Source organism: Sphingobacterium cavernae, from assembly GCF_008520265.1.
Classification (GTDB): domain Bacteria; phylum Bacteroidota; class Bacteroidia; order Sphingobacteriales; family Sphingobacteriaceae; genus Sphingobacterium; species Sphingobacterium cavernae.
In genome coordinates, this window is sequence record NZ_VIQM01000025.1 from 38,423 (window position 1) to 56,746 (window position 18,324).

The window sequence follows — 18,324 nt, forward strand, 5'->3', positions numbered from 1 at the left end:
TCCCAATTTCCATATAAAATACGAAAGGCTTTCCAAAATTTTGGAAAGCCTTTCGTATTTATGATGAGAAGAAGATTAATCTTCTTCTTTAGAAGCTAATAATTGATCGTACTCTTCACGAGAACCAACAATAATGTTGCTGTACGAACGTAAACCAGTACCTGAAGGAATCAAGTGACCAACAATTACGTTTTCTTTCAATCCTAATAAGTTATCACGTTTACCTGCGATAGCTGCCTCATTCAATACTTTCGTAGTCTCTTGGAAAGAGGCTGCTGAAATGAATGATTTAGTACCTAATGAAGCTCTTGTAATACCTTGAAGCATTGGACTAGAGGTTGCAGGAACTGCATCTCTTACTTGTACCAATTTCAAATCTTGACGTTTCAAGTTAGAGTTTTCTTCACGTAATCCACGTAAAGTAACGATCTGACCAGGACGTAAGTTATTAGAATCACCTGCATCCACAACTACTTTCTTATCAAAGATAGTATCGTTTTCTTCCATGAAATCCCATTTGTTTACGGCTTCTTTTTCTAAGAAACGAGTATCTCCTGGATCTTCAATGTGAACTTTTTGCATCATTTGGTGAACGATTGTCTCAAAGTGTTTATCGTTGATTTTTACACCTTGAAGACGGTAAACCTCTTGAATACCATTTACTATATAATGTTGAACTGCCGAAGGACCTTTGATATTTAAGATATCACCTGGAGCAATCTGACCATCTGATAATGGCATACCTGCTTTGATAAAGTCATTATCTTGTACTAAGATATGTTTCGAAAGTGGAACTAAGTATTTTTTAACTTGACCATCACGAGATTCAATAGAAACCTCACGGTTACCACGTTTAACACCACCTAAAGTTACAACACCATCAATCTCTGTAACAACAGCAGGATTTGAAGGGTTACGTGCTTCGAATAATTCTGTTACACGTGGAAGACCACCCGTAATATCTCGTGTCTTACCTGTAGAACGTGGAATCTTAACTAAGATAGCACCTTCTTTCAATTTCTGACCATCAGATACGGAAACGTGAGCTCCAACTGGAATATTGTATGAACGAATTACCTCACCTTTGTTGTCAAGAACTTTGATAGTAGGGTTTTTCGTTTTATCACGTGTTTCAATAATTACTTTCTCTTTGTGACCAGTTTGATCATCTGACTCTTCACGGAAGGTAACACCTTCAATGATTGCATCAAACTCAACCTTACCAGCAAACTCAGAGATAATTACCGCATTGTATGGATCCCAATCAACAAGTTTAGCACCTTTTTCAACTTTATCACCTTCTTTTACGTATAAGTTCGATCCGTAAGGGATGATTTGTTGGTAAAGAACTTTACCGTTATTAACGATTTTGATCTCTCCCGAACGTCCTAATACAACTTGGTACGGACCTTCTTCGCCTTCTTTCTCTACTGTACGTACATTTTCGAATTCTACAGTACCTTCGTATTTAGCAATAACTGCTGAATCAGAAGCAATGTTAGAAGCGGTACCACCCACGTGGAACGTACGAAGTGTCAACTGTGTACCTGGCTCACCAATTGATTGTGCTGCGATTACACCAACAGCTTCACCCAATTGAACGCGTTTACCAGACGCTAAGTTACGACCGTAACAACAAGCACATACACCACGTTTAGATTCACACGTCAATACTGAGCGAATTTCTAAACCTTCAATACCTGCTTCGTCGATAGCTTGCGCTACTTCCTCAGTAATATCTTCGTTAGCCGCAACGATAAGTTCGTTCGTCTCTGGATGTACAACATCATTCAATGGTGTACGACCTAAGATACGATCGTATAATGGCTCAACGATATCATCGTTATCTTTTAATGCTGTTGTATAAATACCTCTTAAACCTCCACAATCAAAATCTACAACGATCATGTCTTGTGCTACGTCATGCAAACGACGAGTCAAGTAACCCGCATCGGCTGTTTTTAATGCCGTATCGGCAAGACCTTTACGCGCACCGTGAGTAGAGATAAAGTATTCTAATACAGATAGACCTTCTTTGAAGTTTGATAAAATCGGGTTTTCGATAATTTCACCACCAGAAGATCCTGATTTTTGAGGCTTAGCCATCAAACCACGCATACCTGCTAACTGACGAATCTGCTCTTTCGAACCACGGGCTCCAGAATCCAACATCATATATACAGAGTTGAAACCTTGATTATCATTCGAAAGAATATCCATAACGTGTGCTGTCAACTTATTGTTGATACGTGTCCAGATATCGATGATTTGGTTATAGCGCTCGTTGTTTGTAATGAAACCCATATTATAGTTATTCATTACATCCTCTACTTCAGCAGTAGCTTGCGCAATTAATTCAGTTTTAGCAGCAGGAATTTGAACGTCTTGTAAGTTGAATGACAGACCTCCCTTGAATGCTGTTTGGAAACCTAATTCCTTCATATCATCCAAAAATTGAGCTGCACGAGCCATACCTGTATTTTTCACGATATCACCAATTACATTACGTAATGATTTCTTCGTTAAAATCTCGTTGATAAATCCAACTTCTTCAGGTACAATTTGGTTAAAAATTACACGACCTACAGTAGTTTCGATAATTTTTTGAACCAACTCACCATTTTCGTTCAAGTCTTTCGTTCTGACTTTAATCCAAGAGTGTAGATCTAATTGTTTCTCGTTCAAGGCAATGATTACCTCTTCTGGAGAATAGAACGTACTTCCCTCACCCTTCATTTTACGTGTCTCGTCAGATTTACGGCCTTTAGTAATATAATAAAGACCCAATACCATATCTTGTGAAGGTACAGTAACTGGAGAACCGTTTGCAGGGTTAAGGATATTGTGTGCCGCCAACATTAAGATTTGTGCTTCCAAAATTGCAGCATTACCTAATGGTAAGTGAACCGCCATCTGGTCACCATCGAAATCGGCGTTGAACGCAGTACACACTAATGGGTGCAATTGAATCGCTTTACCTTCTACTAATGTAGGTTGGAAAGCTTGAATACCCAAACGGTGAAGCGTAGGCGCACGGTTAAGTAATACTGGGTGTCCTTTTAATACATTCTCAAGGATATCCCATACGATAGGATCTTTACGATCTACGATTTTCTTAGCCGATTTTACAGTCTTTACAACTCCACGCTCGATCATTTTACGAATGATGAATGGTTTGTAAAGCTCTGCAGCCATATCTTTAGGAAGACCACACTCGTGTAATTTCAAGTGAGGACCAACAACAATTACCGAACGAGCGGAGTAATCCACACGTTTACCTAATAAGTTTTGACGGAAACGACCTTGTTTACCTTTCAAAATATCAGATAATGATTTCAACGCACGGTTACCTTCTGTTTTCACAGCGTTAACTTTACGTGAGTTATCAAATAACGAATCAACAGCTTCTTGAAGCATACGTTTTTCGTTACGTAAGATTACTTCTGGTGCTTTGATTTCGATCAAACGTTTCAAACGGTTGTTACGGATAATCACACGACGGTATAAGTCATTCAAATCCGAAGTCGCGAAACGACCACCATCCAAAGGAACTAAAGGACGTAACTCTGGTGGAATGATAGGAACGATCTTCACAATCATCCATTCTGGACGATTCTCAATACGGTCTCTAGAACCACGGAAAGCTTCTACAACGTGAAGACGTTTTAACGCTTCGTTTTTACGTTGTTGTGAAGTTTCATTAGCTGCTTGGTGACGTAAATCGTAAGATAATTTATCTAAATCAATGCGTTTTAATAATTCTTCCAACGCCTCAGCACCCATTTTAGCAACGAATTTTTGAGGGTCGTGATCATCAAGATATTGGTTTTCTTTTGGTAAAGTATCTAAGATATCTAAATACTCTTCTTCTGTCAAGAAATCCATAAAAGAAATACCATCATCTTCTTTGATACCTGCTTGAATAACAACGTATCTCTCGTAGTAGATGATCATATCTAATTTCTTCGTAGGAAGACCTAATAAGTAACCAATTTTATTAGGAAGAGAACGGAAGTACCAAATGTGTGCAACAGGAACAACTAATGCGATGTGCCCCATACGCTCACGACGTACTTTTTTCTCCGTAACCTCCACACCACAACGGTCACACACGATACCTTTATAACGGATACGTTTGTATTTACCACAGTGACATTCGTAATCCTTTACAGGACCGAAGATACGCTCACAGAATAAACCGTCACGTTCAGGTTTGTATGTACGATAGTTGATCGTTTCTGGTTTAGTAACCTCACCGCTTGAACGCTCCAAAATAGTTTCTGGAGAAGCTAAGCTAATCGTGATTGAAGTAAAGTTACTTTTAATTTTATTATCTTTTTTGTAAGACATACGTTGTATAACTTAAAGATGTATGTTAGAGCATAAGAGGCTCTTCACCTCTTATGCTTGAATATTACTTGATTAATCTAATGTGATATCTAAACCTAGACCACGCAACTCATGTACTAATACGTTGAATGATTCAGGAACTGATGGCGTTGGTAAGTTGTTACCTTTTACGATAGCTTCGTAAGTTTTAGCACGACCTACAACATCATCCGACTTCACAGTTAAGATCTCTTGTAAGATGTTAGATGCACCGAATGCCTCAAGAGCCCAAACCTCCATCTCACCAAAACGCTGACCACCGAATTGAGCTTTACCACCCAATGGTTGTTGTGTAATCAATGAGTATGGTCCGATCGAACGTGCGTGCATTTTGTCATCAACCATGTGACCTAATTTCAACATGTAGATTACACCAACAGTAGTAGGTTGATCAAAACGCTCACCTGTCAAACCGTTGTACAAGTATGTACGACCTGACTTCGGTAATCCCGCTTTCTCTACCCACTCTTCTACTTGATCCATTTCAGCACCATCGAAGATTGGCGTAGCGAACTTCATACCTAATTTTTGACCAGCCCATCCAAGAACTGTTTCATAAATCTGGCCTAAGTTCATACGAGAAGGTACACCTAGAGGGTTCAATACGATATCTACAGGAGTACCATCTTCTAAGAATGGCATATCTTCATCACGTACAATACGTGCGACGATACCTTTGTTACCGTGACGACCTGCCATCTTATCACCCACTTTCAACTTACGTTTCTTAGCTACATAAACTTTAGCCATCTGAACAATACCAGAAGGAAGCTCATCACCTACAGAAACTGCAAATTTATCGCGTTTGAAAGCACCCAATTCTTCATTTAACTTAATGTTGTAATAGTGCAATGCCAATTTGATTAACTCATTTTTATCTTCATCTGTAGTCCATCCAAACGGATTAATGTTTGCATAGTCAAGATCAGTTAAGATTTTTTGAGTGAATTTAGCACCTTTAGCTACTAACAACTCTTTATAAACGTTATAGATGCCTTGGCTCGTTTTACCATTCACGATAGTGAATAATTTCTCTACCAAACGCTCTTTTAGTACTCTAACGTTTTTCTCATGCGTAATTTCTAATTTCTCTAAAGCTTTTCTTTCGACTTCTTTAGACATTTTTTTCGCACGTGAGAATAACTTCGTATCAATAACTACACCTTTAATAGAAGGAGGAGTTTTCAAAGAAGCATCTTTTACGTCACCAGCTTTGTCACCAAAGATAGCGCGTAATAATTTCTCTTCTGGAGAAGGATCTGATTCACCTTTAGGTGTAATCTTACCAATTAAGATGTCACCCTCACCTACTTCAGCACCTACACGGATAATACCGTTTTCGTCCAAATCTTTAGTAGCTTCTTCCGAAACGTTAGGAATATCAGCTGTAAGCTCTTCTTCACCACGTTTTGTATCACGTACTTCTAATTCAAACTCTTCAATGTGAAGTGAAGTAAATATATCTTGAGAAACAACACGCTCAGAGATTACAATCGCATCCTCAAAGTTGTAACCTTGCCAAGGCATGAAAGCCACTTTCAAGTTACGACCTAATGCTAATTCGCCATCTTCTGTTGCATATCCCTCACACAATACCTGACCTTTAGTAACTTTTTGACCTTTCTTAACGATAGGCTTCAAGTTGATACAAGTATTCTGGTTGGTTTTCTTAAATTTAATTAAACGGTAAGTTTTGATGTCATCATCAAATGATACTAAACGCTCATCTTCGTTACGTTCGTAACGGATTTTGATTTCTTCAGCGTCAACATATTCAACAACACCATTACCTTCTGCATTGATCAACGTACGTGAATCCGAAGCCACGCGACCTTCCAAACCAGTACCTACGATTGGCGCTTGAGGGCGCAATAATGGTACAGCCTGGCGCTGCATGTTCGATCCCATCAACGCACGGTTGGCATCATCATGCTCCAAGAAAGGAATTAATGAAGCCGCGATCGAAGTAATTTGGTTTGGAGCAACGTCCATATAATCCAATTTCTCAGGATCGATAATTGGGAAGTCACCCTCGTATCTAGCTTTTACTTTTGGATCTTCAAAATTACCTTTATCATCATAGTAAGCATTCGCTTGCGCGATTGTCTTACCATCTTCGTCCTCTGCAGATAAATACACTACAGGCTCATCAACTACGACTTTACCGTCTCTTACTTTACGGTAAGGAGTCTCGATAAATCCTAAATTGTTGATCTTAGCGTGAACAGATAAAGATGAAATCAAACCAATGTTTGGTCCCTCAGGAGTTTCGATAGTACACAAACGACCGTAGTGTGTGTAGTGAACGTCACGAACCTCGAAACCAGCACGCTCACGCGAAAGACCACCTGGACCTAATGCTGATAACCGACGCTTGTGCGTAATCTCAGCTAATGGATTCGTTTGGTCCATGAATTGAGAAAGCTGATTCGTACCGAAGAAAGAATTGATTACTGATGACAATGTACGCGCATTGATCAAATCAGTAGGTGTAAATACTTCGTTGTCACGAATATTCATACGTTCACGAATAGTACGTGCCATACGAGCTAAACCAACACCGAATTGTGCATACAACTGTTCACCAACAGTACGTACACGACGATTTGACAAGTGGTCAATATCATCCACCTCTGCTTTAGAATTGATCAAATTGATCAAATACTTCACAATAGCAATGATATCTTGACGAGTCAATACTTTAGTTTCAGGAGGTGTATCTAACTTCAACTTACGATTGATACGGTAACGACCTACATCACCTAAATCATAACGTTTGTCTGAGAAGAATAAACGATCGATGATACCACGTGCAGTTTCCTCATCAGGTGGTTCAGCGTTACGCAATTGACGATAGATATGTTCTACCGCTTCTTTCTCTGAGTTAGACGTATCCTTTTGTAAAGTGTTATATATGATTGAATAGTCCGCATTGTTTGACTCATCTTCTTTTGCTAAGATAATAGACTTAACACCAGCTTCGATGATCAAATCAATGTGATCTTCTTCTAATACAGTTTCACGTTCAAAGATAATTTCGTTACGATCGATAGACACTACCTCACCAGTATCCTCATCTACGAAATCTTCTGTCCATTTATTCAATACCCTTGCCGCTAGACGACGACCAACGTATTTCTTAAGACCCGTTTTACTAACTTTTACTTCGTCAGCTAAGTCAAACAATTCTAAGATATCTTTATCCGAATCGTAACCAATAGCACGTAATAAAGTAGTAACTGGGAATTTTTTCTTACGATCGATATACGCATACATCACGTTATTCACGTCTGTCGCGAATTCAATCCAAGATCCTTTAAAAGGAATTACCCTTGCCGAATAAAGTTTTGTACCATTTGTGTGTCTACTCTGACCAAAGAATACACCAGGAGAACGGTGTAACTGAGATACGATTACACGCTCTGCACCATTGATAACGAAAGTACCTTTTGGTGTCATGTATGGAATTGTACCTAAGTATACATCTTGTACGATAGTTTCGAAATCTTCGTGTTCTTCATCATTACAAGACAACTTCAATTTTGCTTTCAAAGGCACGCTATAAGTCAAGCCACGCTCGATACATTCTTGGATATCATAGCGAGGAGGATCAATGAAATAATCCAAAAACTCTAGCACGAATATGTTTCTTGAATCAGAAATAGGGAAGTTTTCTGCGAAAACCTTGTACAACCCTTCCTGATGGCGGTTATCAGAAGTAGTTTCTAATTGAAAAAACTCCCTGAAAGACTCCAATTGCACGTCCAAGAAATCCGGATAATCAATTACCTTCTTACTTGTAGCAAAGTTTACTCTTTCGTTTTGAATATTATTGTTTGCCAAGGGAATAAGATTTTAGTTTAAAAAAACTGAACTTAATGTTTGCTGTTTTGTATGATATATTCACACGCCAGCACACGTATGAAAGGACTAATATTATATTAAAACGGGAATAGACTCTGATAAATTACCAGAGTCTAATCTCGTTTTGATGGTATTTGAAATTATTTAATCTCAACTACAGCACCAGCTTCTTCTAATTGTTTTTTCAAAGCTTCAGCTTCGTCTTTAGAAACACCAGCTTTTAATTCTTTAGGAGCACCGTCAACTAAATCTTTAGCTTCTTTCAATCCTAAACCAGCTAAGTCTTTTACTAATTTAACTACAGCTAATTTTTGACCACCAGCTTCTTTCAAGATAACGTCGAATGAAGTTTTCTCTTCAGCAGCAGCAGGGCCTTCAGCTGGAGCAGCAGCAACTGCAACAGCAGCAGCAGCAGGCTCGATACCGTACTCGTCTTTTAAGATATCAGCTAATTCTTTAACTTCTTTTACCGTTAAGTTAACTAACTGTTCAGCAAGTTGTTTTAAATCTGCCATTTTATTTTGATTTTTGAATGTTCTTTTTAAAAATATTGTTAATTAAATCTCGAACTTTTTTATTGTAATAAGGTGTTCGTTAACCTCTTTGTTCTAAAGTCTTTAACACACCTGAAATAGTATTTCCGCCTGATGAAAGCGCAGAAATAACGTTTTTCGCTGGTGATTGAAGAGCCGCGATAATATCTGCAACAAGTTCGTCCTTCGATTTAAGAGTCACTAAAGCATTTAATTGATCGTCACCAACAAAAGCAGTTTCTTGAATGTATGCTGCTTTTAATACTGGCTTGTCACCTGCTTTACGTAATTCTTTGATTAATTTCGCTGGAGCATTACCTGTCTCAGAGAATAATAATGTAGAAGCACCTTTCAATACACCTACTAATTCTTCTGATTCGATACCTGCTTCGATTAAAGCTTTCTCAATTAAAGTGTTTTTAGCCACTTGCATGATGATGCCTGCATCGAAACATTTACGACGGATTCCATTGATTTTTTCAACAGATAAATCAGCAGTGTCAGTAATATAGAAGTTACCGTAAGATTTAATCTGCTCTGCTAAAGCTTGAACAATTTCTTGTTTTTCTTCTTTTCTCATGATTAAATACCTGCTACTGATTTAGTTTCTACATGAATACCCGGGCTCATAGTTGATGAGATGTGGATACTCTTGAAGTATGTTCCCTTAGCCGCTGAAGGTTTTAATTTTGAAAGCACTTGTAATACTTCTAATGCGTTCTCATAAATCTTCTCTGCCGGGAAAGACACTTTTCCTACCGAAGTATGGATGATACCTGTCTTGTCAACTTTAAAATCGATCTTACCGCCTTTTACATCTGTTACAGCTTTACCTACTTCTGTAGTAACTGTACCAGTCTTAGGGTTAGGCATTAAGTTTCTTGGACCTAAAATACGACCCAATTTACCTACTTTAGCCATTACCGAAGGCATAGTGATGATAATGTCAACGTCAGTCCAACCACCTTCAATTTTGCTGATGTACTCATCAAGACCTACGTAATCTGCACCTGCAGCTTTAGCTTCTTCTTCCTTATCAGGAGTTACTAATGCTAAAACGCGAACAGTCTTACCAGTTCCGTGAGGTAACGTCGCAATACCACGAACCATTTGATTCGCTTTACGTGGATCTACGCCCAAACGTACGTCGATATCCACTGAAGCATCAAATTTTGTTGTAGTAATCTCTTTCACTAAAGCAGAAGCTTCAGCCAAAGTATACGCTTTACCAGCTTCAATTTTGGATAGTGCCGCTTTTTGATTTTTTGTTAATCTAGCCACTTTCTTAAACTGATTTCGTTAATTAATTTTTCCAAGGAGCGTCACCTGAAACAGTGATACCCATACTACGCGCTGTACCAGCTACCATGCTCATTGCAGATTCTACAGTGAAAGCATTTAAGTCAGTCATTTTGTCTTTTGCAATCGTCTCTACTTGCTCCCAAGTAATTGAAGCAACTTTCTTACGATTTGGCTCACCTGATCCACTTTTTAATTTAGCAGCATCTTTCAATTGAACAGCTACCGGTGGAGTTTTGATGATAAAATCAAATGACTTGTCAGCATAAACAGTAATCACTACTGGTAATACTTGACCTGGTTTGTCTTGCGTACGAGCATTGAACTGCTTACAGAAATCCATGATATTCACACCCTTAGCACCTAAAGCAGGTCCTACTGGAGGAGATGGATTGGCTGCACCGCCCTTTACTTGTAATTTTACTAACGCACTGACTTCTTTTGCCATTTTGTTTTGAATTTAATTTGTTAAATGTTTGTTAGTAAGTTGGAAGCAATACTTGTAACATTTATATCGGTTAGCGTTAAAACAGAAGTTTTCACAACTAAACGAGGTGCAAAGATAATAAGAATATTTGATTCACAAAATAGTTGCTCACAAATATTTATTAAATATTCTTTTTTATTTAAAATAATCAATCCACCAGTACTATCCACGTCTATCGTGCGAAATAAATAACGATAGCAAAACACAAAAAAGCTTCCTATTTTCATAAGAAGCTTTTTCGTATATTTTATAATAAATGTATTATTCTTTTTCTACTTGCATGTAGTTCAATTCAAGTGGAGTCTTACGACCGAATACTTTAACCATTACAGTTAACTTTTTCTTATCCTCATGAACCTCTTCAATTTCACCTGTAAATCCGTTGAAAGGCCCATCAGTAACTTTCACAGACTCTCCAACGTAATAAGTAACGTTGATTGATTCGCCTTGCTCAGCCATCTCATCCACTTTACCCAAAATTCTATTTACTTCAGATGGACGTAATGGAATAGCCACGCCTGCTTTATCTCCTAAGAAACCAATTACACTGTTCAAATTCTTGATCGCGTGTTCAATCTCCCCATCAAGAGCAGCTTCAATCAACACATATCCAGGATAGTAATTACGCTCTTTAGCGACCTTTTTTCCGTCGCGCATTTGGTAATACTTTTCCATCGGAATTAATACTTGAGGCACTAAATGTTGAATACCCAATCTACTAACTTCCGCTTCTACGTATTGTTTTACTTTCTTCTCTTTACCACTTACAGCACGTACTACGTACCACTTTAAACTTTGATCAGCCATAATGTCTTCTAGATAAAACCTTACTTAGTACCGTACAACAACTCCAACACGTTACTTGAAGCTTTGTCCATTAACAATACTACTAAAGCTATGATCAACGAAGCTACAAGGACTACGACTGCATGATTTTGCAATTGAGACCAAGTAGGCCAAGTAACTTTCTCAGTCACCTCTTGATAAGACTCTTTAAAAAAATCAAGTACGTTAGCCATTGTTTGATTATTTAAGTTATTTAGCAGGGATACTAGGATTCGAACCCAGACCAATGGTTTTGGAGACCACGATACTAACCATTATACTATATCCCTGTGTTTTTTTTGATGATGCAAATATAGTGTTCTAAACCTATTAGAACAAATATTTTTTGCATTTTTTATGTGTTTTAAAGAACAATTTTGTGTTGGAAAAAATAAGCTAATCAGCATCAGCCGATTAGCTTATTTTATTATTTTGATAATCTAAAAATAGATTAAAGGATTTCAGTCACCTGACCAGCACCTACTGTACGACCACCCTCACGGATAGCGAAACGTAGACCTTTTTCCATTGCAATTGCAGAAATCAATTTAACTGTAATTGTAACGTTATCACCTGGCATAACCATCTCAGTACCTTCTGGCAACATGATCTCTCCTGTTACGTCTGTTGTACGGAAATAGAATTGAGGACGGTATTTGTTGAAGAATGGAGTGTGACGACCACCTTCTGCTTTTGATAATACGTAAACCTCAGCTTTGAAGTGATCGTGAGGAGTTACAGAACCTGGTTTAACGATAACCATACCACGTTTGATATCAGTTTTCTCAATACCACGTAATAATAAACCTACGTTATCACCTGCTTCACCGTAATCTAAGATTTTACGGAACATCTCAACACCTGTTACTGTAGATTTCAAATCTTCAGCACCCATACCTAAGATTTCAACTGGATCACCAGAGTTGATCACACCTCTTTCGATACGACCTGTAGCTACTGTACCACGACCTGTGATCGAGAATACGTCCTCTACTGGCATCAAGAAAGGTAAGTCAGTCAAACGTGGAGGAATTGGAATGTAGTTATCTACAGCGTCCATTAATTCCATCACTTTAGCAACCCACTCAGGCTCACCATTCAATGCGCCTAAAGCAGAACCTTGGATTACTGGAATATCATCACCTGGGAATTCGTAGAATGACAATAACTCACGTACTTCCATTTCTACTAACTCTAATAACTCAGGATCATCTACTAAGTCAACTTTGTTTAAGAATACTACTAACGCTGGTACACCTACCTGACGAGCTAACAAGATGTGCTCACGAGTTTGAGGCATAGGACCATCAGTTGCAGCAACAACGATGATAGCACCGTCCATTTGAGCAGCACCAGTTACCATGTTCTTAACGTAATCGGCGTGACCTGGACAGTCAACGTGTGCATAGTGACGACTTGCAGTTGAGTACTCAACGTGCGCTGTATTAATCGTGATACCACGCTCTTTTTCTTCAGGAGCAGAGTCAATTGAATCAAATGAACGAGCTTCTGATAAACCTGCATCCGCTAATACTTTAGTGATAGCTGCAGTTGTAGTTGTTTTACCGTGGTCAACGTGACCGATAGTACCAATGTTTAAGTGGGGTTTACTACGGTCAAATTTCTCTTTTGCCATGTTTATGCGAATTAGTAATTATTAAATATTTCTTTATATAAATTCTTTACAAAAATAGTAAACTTTTTTGACGAGCCAAAGATGGGATTTGAACCCACGACCTCTTCCTTACCAAGGAAGTGCTCTACCCCTGAGCTACTTCGGCTTTTAATTAAAAAGCTCATTTACGGAATTATGCCTCCACCTTACATACTAAAATCATGAAAGATAGAGACTGAAAAACCTTGAAAATGAGCGGAAGACGAGGTTCGAACTCGCGACCTATAGCTTGGAAGGCTATCGCTCTACCAACTGAGCTACTTCCGCTTTTTGTTTTTAGTATGTGAAATACTAAAAACAACAAATTTAGTGTGGAGGGAGAAGGATTCGAACCTTCGAAGCCGAAGCAACGGATTTACAGTCCGTCCCATTTGACCGCTCTGGAACCCCTCCAGACCTGCGATGTCTCGCATTTAGAGCCTCCTATCGGAATCGAACCAATGACCTACTGATTACAAGTCAGTTGCTCTACCAGCTGAGCTAAGGAGGCTTACTATTATTTTTGTCTTTTCAAACTCTCGAAGAACATCTACCCTTCTGGGCAGCTGGTGCAAAGATAGAAAAATTCATTTCAAACTTGCAAGAGAATTTTTTAAAAACTTTTACTTTTCTATTTCTTAAAGAACTCTATTCAAAAACGCTCCCAAATCGACAACTGTGATCGTTTTTGATGTTGCAAAGATAGACACCGAAATGACATTTCAAAAATTTTTACGTAAAAAAACAAATGAGAATCATCCATTAAGCTGATATGCAGTCTGATAATTTTTCAATATGAAATTAACACATACTTTACAAGAAGCATTAACGCATCTTTGGCACGATAATTTCCAACAGTGATGCATGAAAAAGTATGTATCTATTTTTCTATTTTTAATTTGCGCCCATATTGCACTAGCTCAAGACTCTACAAATTTTATTGAAAAAATAATAAAAAAAACTTTCTCTTCGAAAGGTGACACCACTAGAAAAGGGAGCTATTTTGTAGTACCTGCGTTTTCATACGCGCAAGAAACAGGCCCAGAATTTGGTGTCGCAGCAACTTATAATTTTTATTTAGACAAAAATAGCCTTGTAAGCCGTACATCAAACATCACTTTAATTAGCACTATTACCACAAAAAAGCAGAAAAAAATTAATATTACATCCGATTTATGGACCAAAGACAATGACTACCATATCTTATTAGAGTTACGCGCAAGAGATTGGCCATTCAATTTTTACGGCATTGGAAATGATACATGGAAAACAGATGAAGATTATTTGGATCAGACACTATACCGTTTCAAGGCCGATATTGAAAAGAAGATATTACCAAGGTTTTATGTAGGTGTAAATACCAGCTATGACAATTATAAATTCAAAGATGTGGAAGCAGACGGCATTTTTGAATCCAACAGCATCATTGGTAAAACTGGTGGTCAATACATTACCTTAGGCCTATCTGCATTATTCGACACACGGGATGTGACAACATATACAAATAAAGGTTTTTACGGTCGTATAAAATATGCCTATGCCCCTAAATTTTTCACCCACGAGGATTTTAATGGGTCATTATTAGAAACTGACCTGCGTGGCTTTCACCCATTGAATGGAAAACTAAATTTTGCTGGGCAAATACTTTACCGTGGAACATTTGGCGAAAACATTCCTTTTTATACTTTACGCGATCTTGGGGGAGACATGACAATGCGTGGATACTATTTGGGAAGATACAAAGACAAAAATTATTTAGCCACACAAGCAGAACTTCGCTATCGCTTACATCCTAGATTCGGCCTATCAGGTTTTGTCGGCACCGGCACCACATTCTCAAAAGAGCATAAGGCACGGTTTATACCAACGTATGGCGCTGGACTCCGCTATTTCTTTAGCATTGAGCACGCCAGTAGTATACGTCTAGATTACGCCTTTGGCGAAAAAAGACGAGGAGAAGAGCGGCAATCAGGCTTTTACCTAAGTATAAGTGAAGCCTTTTAATAGAAAGAATAGGGATAGCGCAACTTAAAATTTTCTTTGGGTTGCTCTTTTCGTTTACAAATTATTCCAAATTCAAACAAATCAATTAACACTACAAAATCTCTGTGTGCTTGCATAGTTTTCCAAAGTTTTCGATGATAAGAACAATCATGAATGTCTTTCACGAAAATCATAAAATAGGAATTTTGAAGAACTAACAAATCTGCAAAAGAATGTTGCTTAAAATCAGTAATTAAAAAAGAAGATTCTGTCAATCCTTTTGAAAGATAATACGCGATAATATCCTCTATCAACGAATCACAACGAGTAATGTTCTTATTATATATCAACTCATCCGCCAGAGCATATACAAAAGGTGAGTGTGTGCCATGACGACTATTTGAAGTGATGTAATGCTTGATTTTCTGCAGAAAATAAATCATTTTGCAAAAATACATATATTGATTTACATTATTAAGACAGTTCATTTTTAATAAATCAATAGATTTAACTAAATTTATATATGAATGAGAGAGAGATTAAAGCGATAATATCATTATTAGACGACCCAGACACTGAAATTTTCAATCAACTTGAAGAGCGACTTGTTACTGCAGGGCCAGATGTAATTCCTTTGTTAGAAGAAAATTGGGAGTCTTCATTTGATCCATTATCGCAATCTCGGATTGAAAATATTATTCATAAAATCCAATTTGACCAGATAAAATATGACCTTCAATTTTGGGATCTCAAAAATAGCGACGACTTATTAGAGGGATTACTTATTATAAATAGGTACCAATACCCTAATTTGGATGAGAATAATGTGTTGTTAACTATTTCAGAACTGAAACGTAACGCTTGGTTTCAACTAATGTACGACATGAGTCCATTGGAGAAAGTCAAACTGTTAAATAATGTATTGTTTCGTGAATTTGGCTTATCCGGTAATACAACAAATTATCATGACCCACAAAATTCGTTTATACATAAAGTTTTAGAAAGCAAAAAAGGCAACCCTATATCTTTATCCTGTGTATATAGCATAATTGCACAACAGCTAGATATCCCAGTTTATGGCATTAATCTTCCAAAACATTTCATAGTAGCCTATATAGAAGATACAGAACAACCTCCTCTTTTTTATATCAATGCTTTTAACAGAGGACAAGTAATGCATCATAATGACATATATTCCTTTTTAAAACAATTAAACCTCCCTCCTAATGAGGAGTACACCATGCCGTGTACGAATAAAGCCATTATCAAACGCGTACTTCGCAATTTAATAACGGCTTATGAAAATATTGGAAGTCCTCAGAAAAAAGAGGAAATAGACATCCTTTTAAAAATTATTGAAGACTAACGTGTATCCAGGGATATACTTTCTGGTGTTTTACCGTTAAAATCCAATGAAGCATTGGGCGCTACATCCCCCTCATCATTAATTAAATAACGAAAAACACTTTTAGCGCCAGGATCAGCTACATAAATATACTTTCCACCATCTCGGGTGTCAATTGCAACATCGATTGGCTGCTTCAATTTTGTAGTCAAACCTTTGATAACACGAGTAGGAGAGATTTCTTTTGTCGTGGTGTTTGAAGAGAAATTCTCAAAAATTAAAATTCTACCATCCTCGATTACATTACCATTGATAGAGTAATCTGTCATCACTAAAATATCCTTTATTCTTGAATACGAAATGCCACGAAGATTTCTAGAGCCGTTCACAGTAAGTGAAAACGTAGGGTTCACATTTAATAATGTATCCTGACTATCTATAAATTTTTGTGTTAAATCTTTATACACTTCCACCCCTCCTTCTGTTCCGGTCTTAACAACAAAAACATCCTTTTCATAAACAGTAAGTGCCCATGGAACGAAATTCAAAGGCAACCTAAAAGATGGCACTCTAAATGCACCTGAGTTCTGTGGTCTTAAGAAAACATACATATTACCATTAGCATCTCTATTTGACTTATTTGTTGCTAGTAAATAATCATTAGAAAGTGAAACACCAACATTTACTACTGTATAATATAACCCTCTTACATTATCAAATCTACGATTGGAAATTTTACCTCTAGACGAAATGTCACCTCTAATATTGACATTCATTACATATATGCTCGTATCATTTGTTCCTGGAGTGTTTAGACTAGATTGAAAAATCATCCCCCCATTTGGTGCAAAATGAATAGTACGCGCACCTTTAGCTCCAGAATTGTAAGAATACAAGGAATCAACAGATGGAAAACTATCCTCATCAGCTTGATCAATTACATAAATGTTATTCAAATTTTCTGATGCCCCAATTTGGTAATCAGAAGTGGAAATATAAAGTCTAGATATATCTTTGATTTCTCGTGCAGGAGGCTCGTCGTCATCTCGTTGACACGAAATAACACTTATTAATAAAGCTGGTATGAGGTATAAAAATAAAATTTTACGCATAAAAATTGAATCGATTACTAGATTACAAATGTATACATTTTTGTCTGTAAGTATTTAAACGAAAATAGCAATCTAAACGTTACAAAAATGAAATAACTTTCAAAAGCCATTAGATTTGCGTAAAATTGTAGCGGATTACCATTTGTCATATGGAAACGAAAAAAGAATTTGTAAGAGAAAAACTCACTTTACCAAACGAAGGCAAGAAATTGTTATTGCATTCTTGCTGTGCACCATGTGCTGGAGAGGTAATGGAGGCACTAATTGCTTCTGATATTGAGTTTACTATTTATTTTTACAATCCAAATATACATCCACGCAAAGAATATGACATTCGCAAAGAAGAAAATATTCGCTTTGCAGAGAAACACAACATTCCTTTCATAGATGCTGACTATGATGTAGATCATTGGTTTGAGTTAGCAAAAGGCATGGAAAATGAACCTGAAAAAGGAATAAGATGCACAATGTGCTTCGATATGCGATTTGAAAAAACAGCTGAATATGCTGCCGCAAATGGATTTGATGTCATATCCAGCTCTTTAGGGATTTCGCGTTGGAAGAACATGGATCAGATAAACGATTGTGGTGTTCGCGCCGCATCACGTCATCCAGACATGGATTATTGGACATTAAATTGGCGTAAAAAAGGTGGAGGTGCACGTATGTTGGAAATTAGTAAACGTGAACGATTTTATATGCAAGAGTACTGTGGTTGTGCATATTCCCTTCGTGACACCAACAAATGGCGCATGGCTAATGGTCGTGAGAAAATAGAATTGGGGGTAAAATATTATGGAGATAATGAATAATTATTTCATAAAATAATTGCA

Annotated in this window: 15 protein-coding genes and 5 tRNA genes; 3 read left to right on the forward strand and 17 right to left on the reverse strand. The window is 37.4% G+C overall.

The window, feature by feature from the left end:
• Positions 1–75: 75 nt before the first annotated feature.
• The 15 genes from rpoC to FLS47_RS04015 all read right to left on the reverse strand — a co-directional run bounded on the left by rpoC (position 76) and on the right by FLS47_RS04015 (position 13,562).
• Positions 76–4,350 carry a DNA-directed RNA polymerase subunit beta' gene (gene rpoC, locus FLS47_RS03945; RefSeq protein WP_149913092.1) on the reverse strand — a complete coding sequence of 1,425 codons (4,275 nt, stop codon included), beginning with the start codon at positions 4,348–4,350 and terminating at the stop codon, positions 76–78.
• Positions 4,351–4,422: 72 nt separating this feature from the next.
• Complete coding sequence (rpoB, locus tag FLS47_RS03950) at positions 4,423–8,232, reverse strand: DNA-directed RNA polymerase subunit beta (RefSeq protein ID WP_149913093.1); 3,810 nt, start codon at positions 8,230–8,232, stop codon at positions 4,423–4,425.
• A 161-nt stretch (positions 8,233–8,393) separates the two neighbouring features.
• Positions 8,394–8,768: a 50S ribosomal protein L7/L12 gene (gene rplL / locus FLS47_RS03955; RefSeq protein WP_149913094.1), complete on the reverse strand. Its 375-nt coding sequence runs from the start codon at positions 8,766–8,768 to the stop codon at positions 8,394–8,396.
• A gap of 79 nt (positions 8,769–8,847) precedes the next feature.
• Positions 8,848–9,366 carry a 50S ribosomal protein L10 gene (rplJ, locus tag FLS47_RS03960; RefSeq protein ID WP_149913095.1) on the reverse strand — a complete coding sequence of 173 codons (519 nt, stop codon included), beginning with the start codon at positions 9,364–9,366 and terminating at the stop codon, positions 8,848–8,850.
• A 2-nt stretch (positions 9,367–9,368) separates the two neighbouring features.
• A complete protein-coding gene (rplA, locus tag FLS47_RS03965; protein WP_149913096.1) occupies positions 9,369–10,067 on the reverse strand; it encodes a 50S ribosomal protein L1 in 699 nt (232 codons plus the stop codon).
• 22 nt (positions 10,068–10,089) lie between these two features.
• Positions 10,090–10,533 (reverse strand): 50S ribosomal protein L11, encoded by a 444-nt coding sequence (gene rplK, locus FLS47_RS03970; protein ID WP_149913097.1) that lies wholly within the window; start codon positions 10,531–10,533, stop codon positions 10,090–10,092.
• Positions 10,534–10,553: 20 nt separating this feature from the next.
• A complete protein-coding gene (locus FLS47_RS03975) occupies positions 10,554–10,799 on the reverse strand; it encodes a hypothetical protein (protein WP_149913098.1) in 246 nt (81 codons plus the stop codon).
• A 34-nt stretch (positions 10,800–10,833) separates the two neighbouring features.
• Entirely contained in the window at positions 10,834–11,379 is a 546-nt protein-coding gene (gene nusG / locus FLS47_RS03980; protein ID WP_149913099.1) for a transcription termination/antitermination protein NusG, read from the reverse strand.
• 20 nt (positions 11,380–11,399) lie between these two features.
• Complete coding sequence (secE, locus tag FLS47_RS03985) at positions 11,400–11,591, reverse strand: preprotein translocase subunit SecE (protein ID WP_149913100.1); 192 nt, start codon at positions 11,589–11,591, stop codon at positions 11,400–11,402.
• A gap of 24 nt (positions 11,592–11,615) precedes the next feature.
• A tRNA-Trp gene (locus FLS47_RS03990) sits at positions 11,616–11,687 on the reverse strand.
• Positions 11,688–11,848: 161 nt separating this feature from the next.
• Positions 11,849–13,033, reverse strand: coding sequence for an elongation factor Tu (gene tuf, locus FLS47_RS03995; RefSeq protein ID WP_149913101.1), 1,185 nt, complete (start codon positions 13,031–13,033; stop codon positions 11,849–11,851).
• Between the two features lie 73 nt (positions 13,034–13,106).
• A tRNA-Thr gene (locus FLS47_RS04000) sits at positions 13,107–13,178 on the reverse strand.
• 88 nt (positions 13,179–13,266) lie between these two features.
• A tRNA-Gly gene (locus FLS47_RS04005) sits at positions 13,267–13,339 on the reverse strand.
• 45 nt (positions 13,340–13,384) lie between these two features.
• A tRNA-Tyr gene (locus tag FLS47_RS04010) sits at positions 13,385–13,465 on the reverse strand.
• A gap of 24 nt (positions 13,466–13,489) precedes the next feature.
• Positions 13,490–13,562, reverse strand: a tRNA-Thr gene (locus FLS47_RS04015).
• A gap of 353 nt (positions 13,563–13,915) precedes the next feature.
• On the opposite strand from FLS47_RS04015, the gene FLS47_RS04020 reads away from it, so the two are divergent.
• Positions 13,916–15,055, forward strand: coding sequence for a BamA/TamA family outer membrane protein (locus FLS47_RS04020; RefSeq protein ID WP_149913102.1), 1,140 nt, complete (start codon positions 13,916–13,918; stop codon positions 15,053–15,055).
• Here FLS47_RS04020 and FLS47_RS04025 read toward each other — a convergent pair.
• Positions 15,052–15,477 (reverse strand): hypothetical protein, encoded by a 426-nt coding sequence (locus FLS47_RS04025; protein WP_149913103.1) that lies wholly within the window; start codon positions 15,475–15,477, stop codon positions 15,052–15,054. The genes FLS47_RS04020 and FLS47_RS04025 overlap by 4 nt on opposite strands.
• 80 nt (positions 15,478–15,557) lie before the next feature.
• Between FLS47_RS04025 and FLS47_RS04030 the strand changes: the two genes are divergently transcribed.
• Positions 15,558–16,400: a transglutaminase-like domain-containing protein gene (locus FLS47_RS04030; protein WP_149913104.1), complete on the forward strand. Its 843-nt coding sequence runs from the start codon at positions 15,558–15,560 to the stop codon at positions 16,398–16,400.
• Here the strand turns inward: FLS47_RS04030 and FLS47_RS04035 are convergent.
• Entirely contained in the window at positions 16,397–17,491 is a 1,095-nt protein-coding gene (locus FLS47_RS04035) for a hypothetical protein (protein WP_149913105.1), read from the reverse strand. The two genes, FLS47_RS04030 and FLS47_RS04035, sit on opposite strands and share 4 nt — an antisense overlap.
• A gap of 149 nt (positions 17,492–17,640) precedes the next feature.
• Here FLS47_RS04035 and FLS47_RS04040 point away from each other — a divergent pair, with 149 nt between their 5' ends.
• Complete coding sequence (locus FLS47_RS04040; RefSeq protein ID WP_149913106.1) at positions 17,641–18,303, forward strand: epoxyqueuosine reductase QueH; 663 nt, start codon at positions 17,641–17,643, stop codon at positions 18,301–18,303.
• The last annotated feature ends 21 nt before the right edge of the window (positions 18,304–18,324 follow it).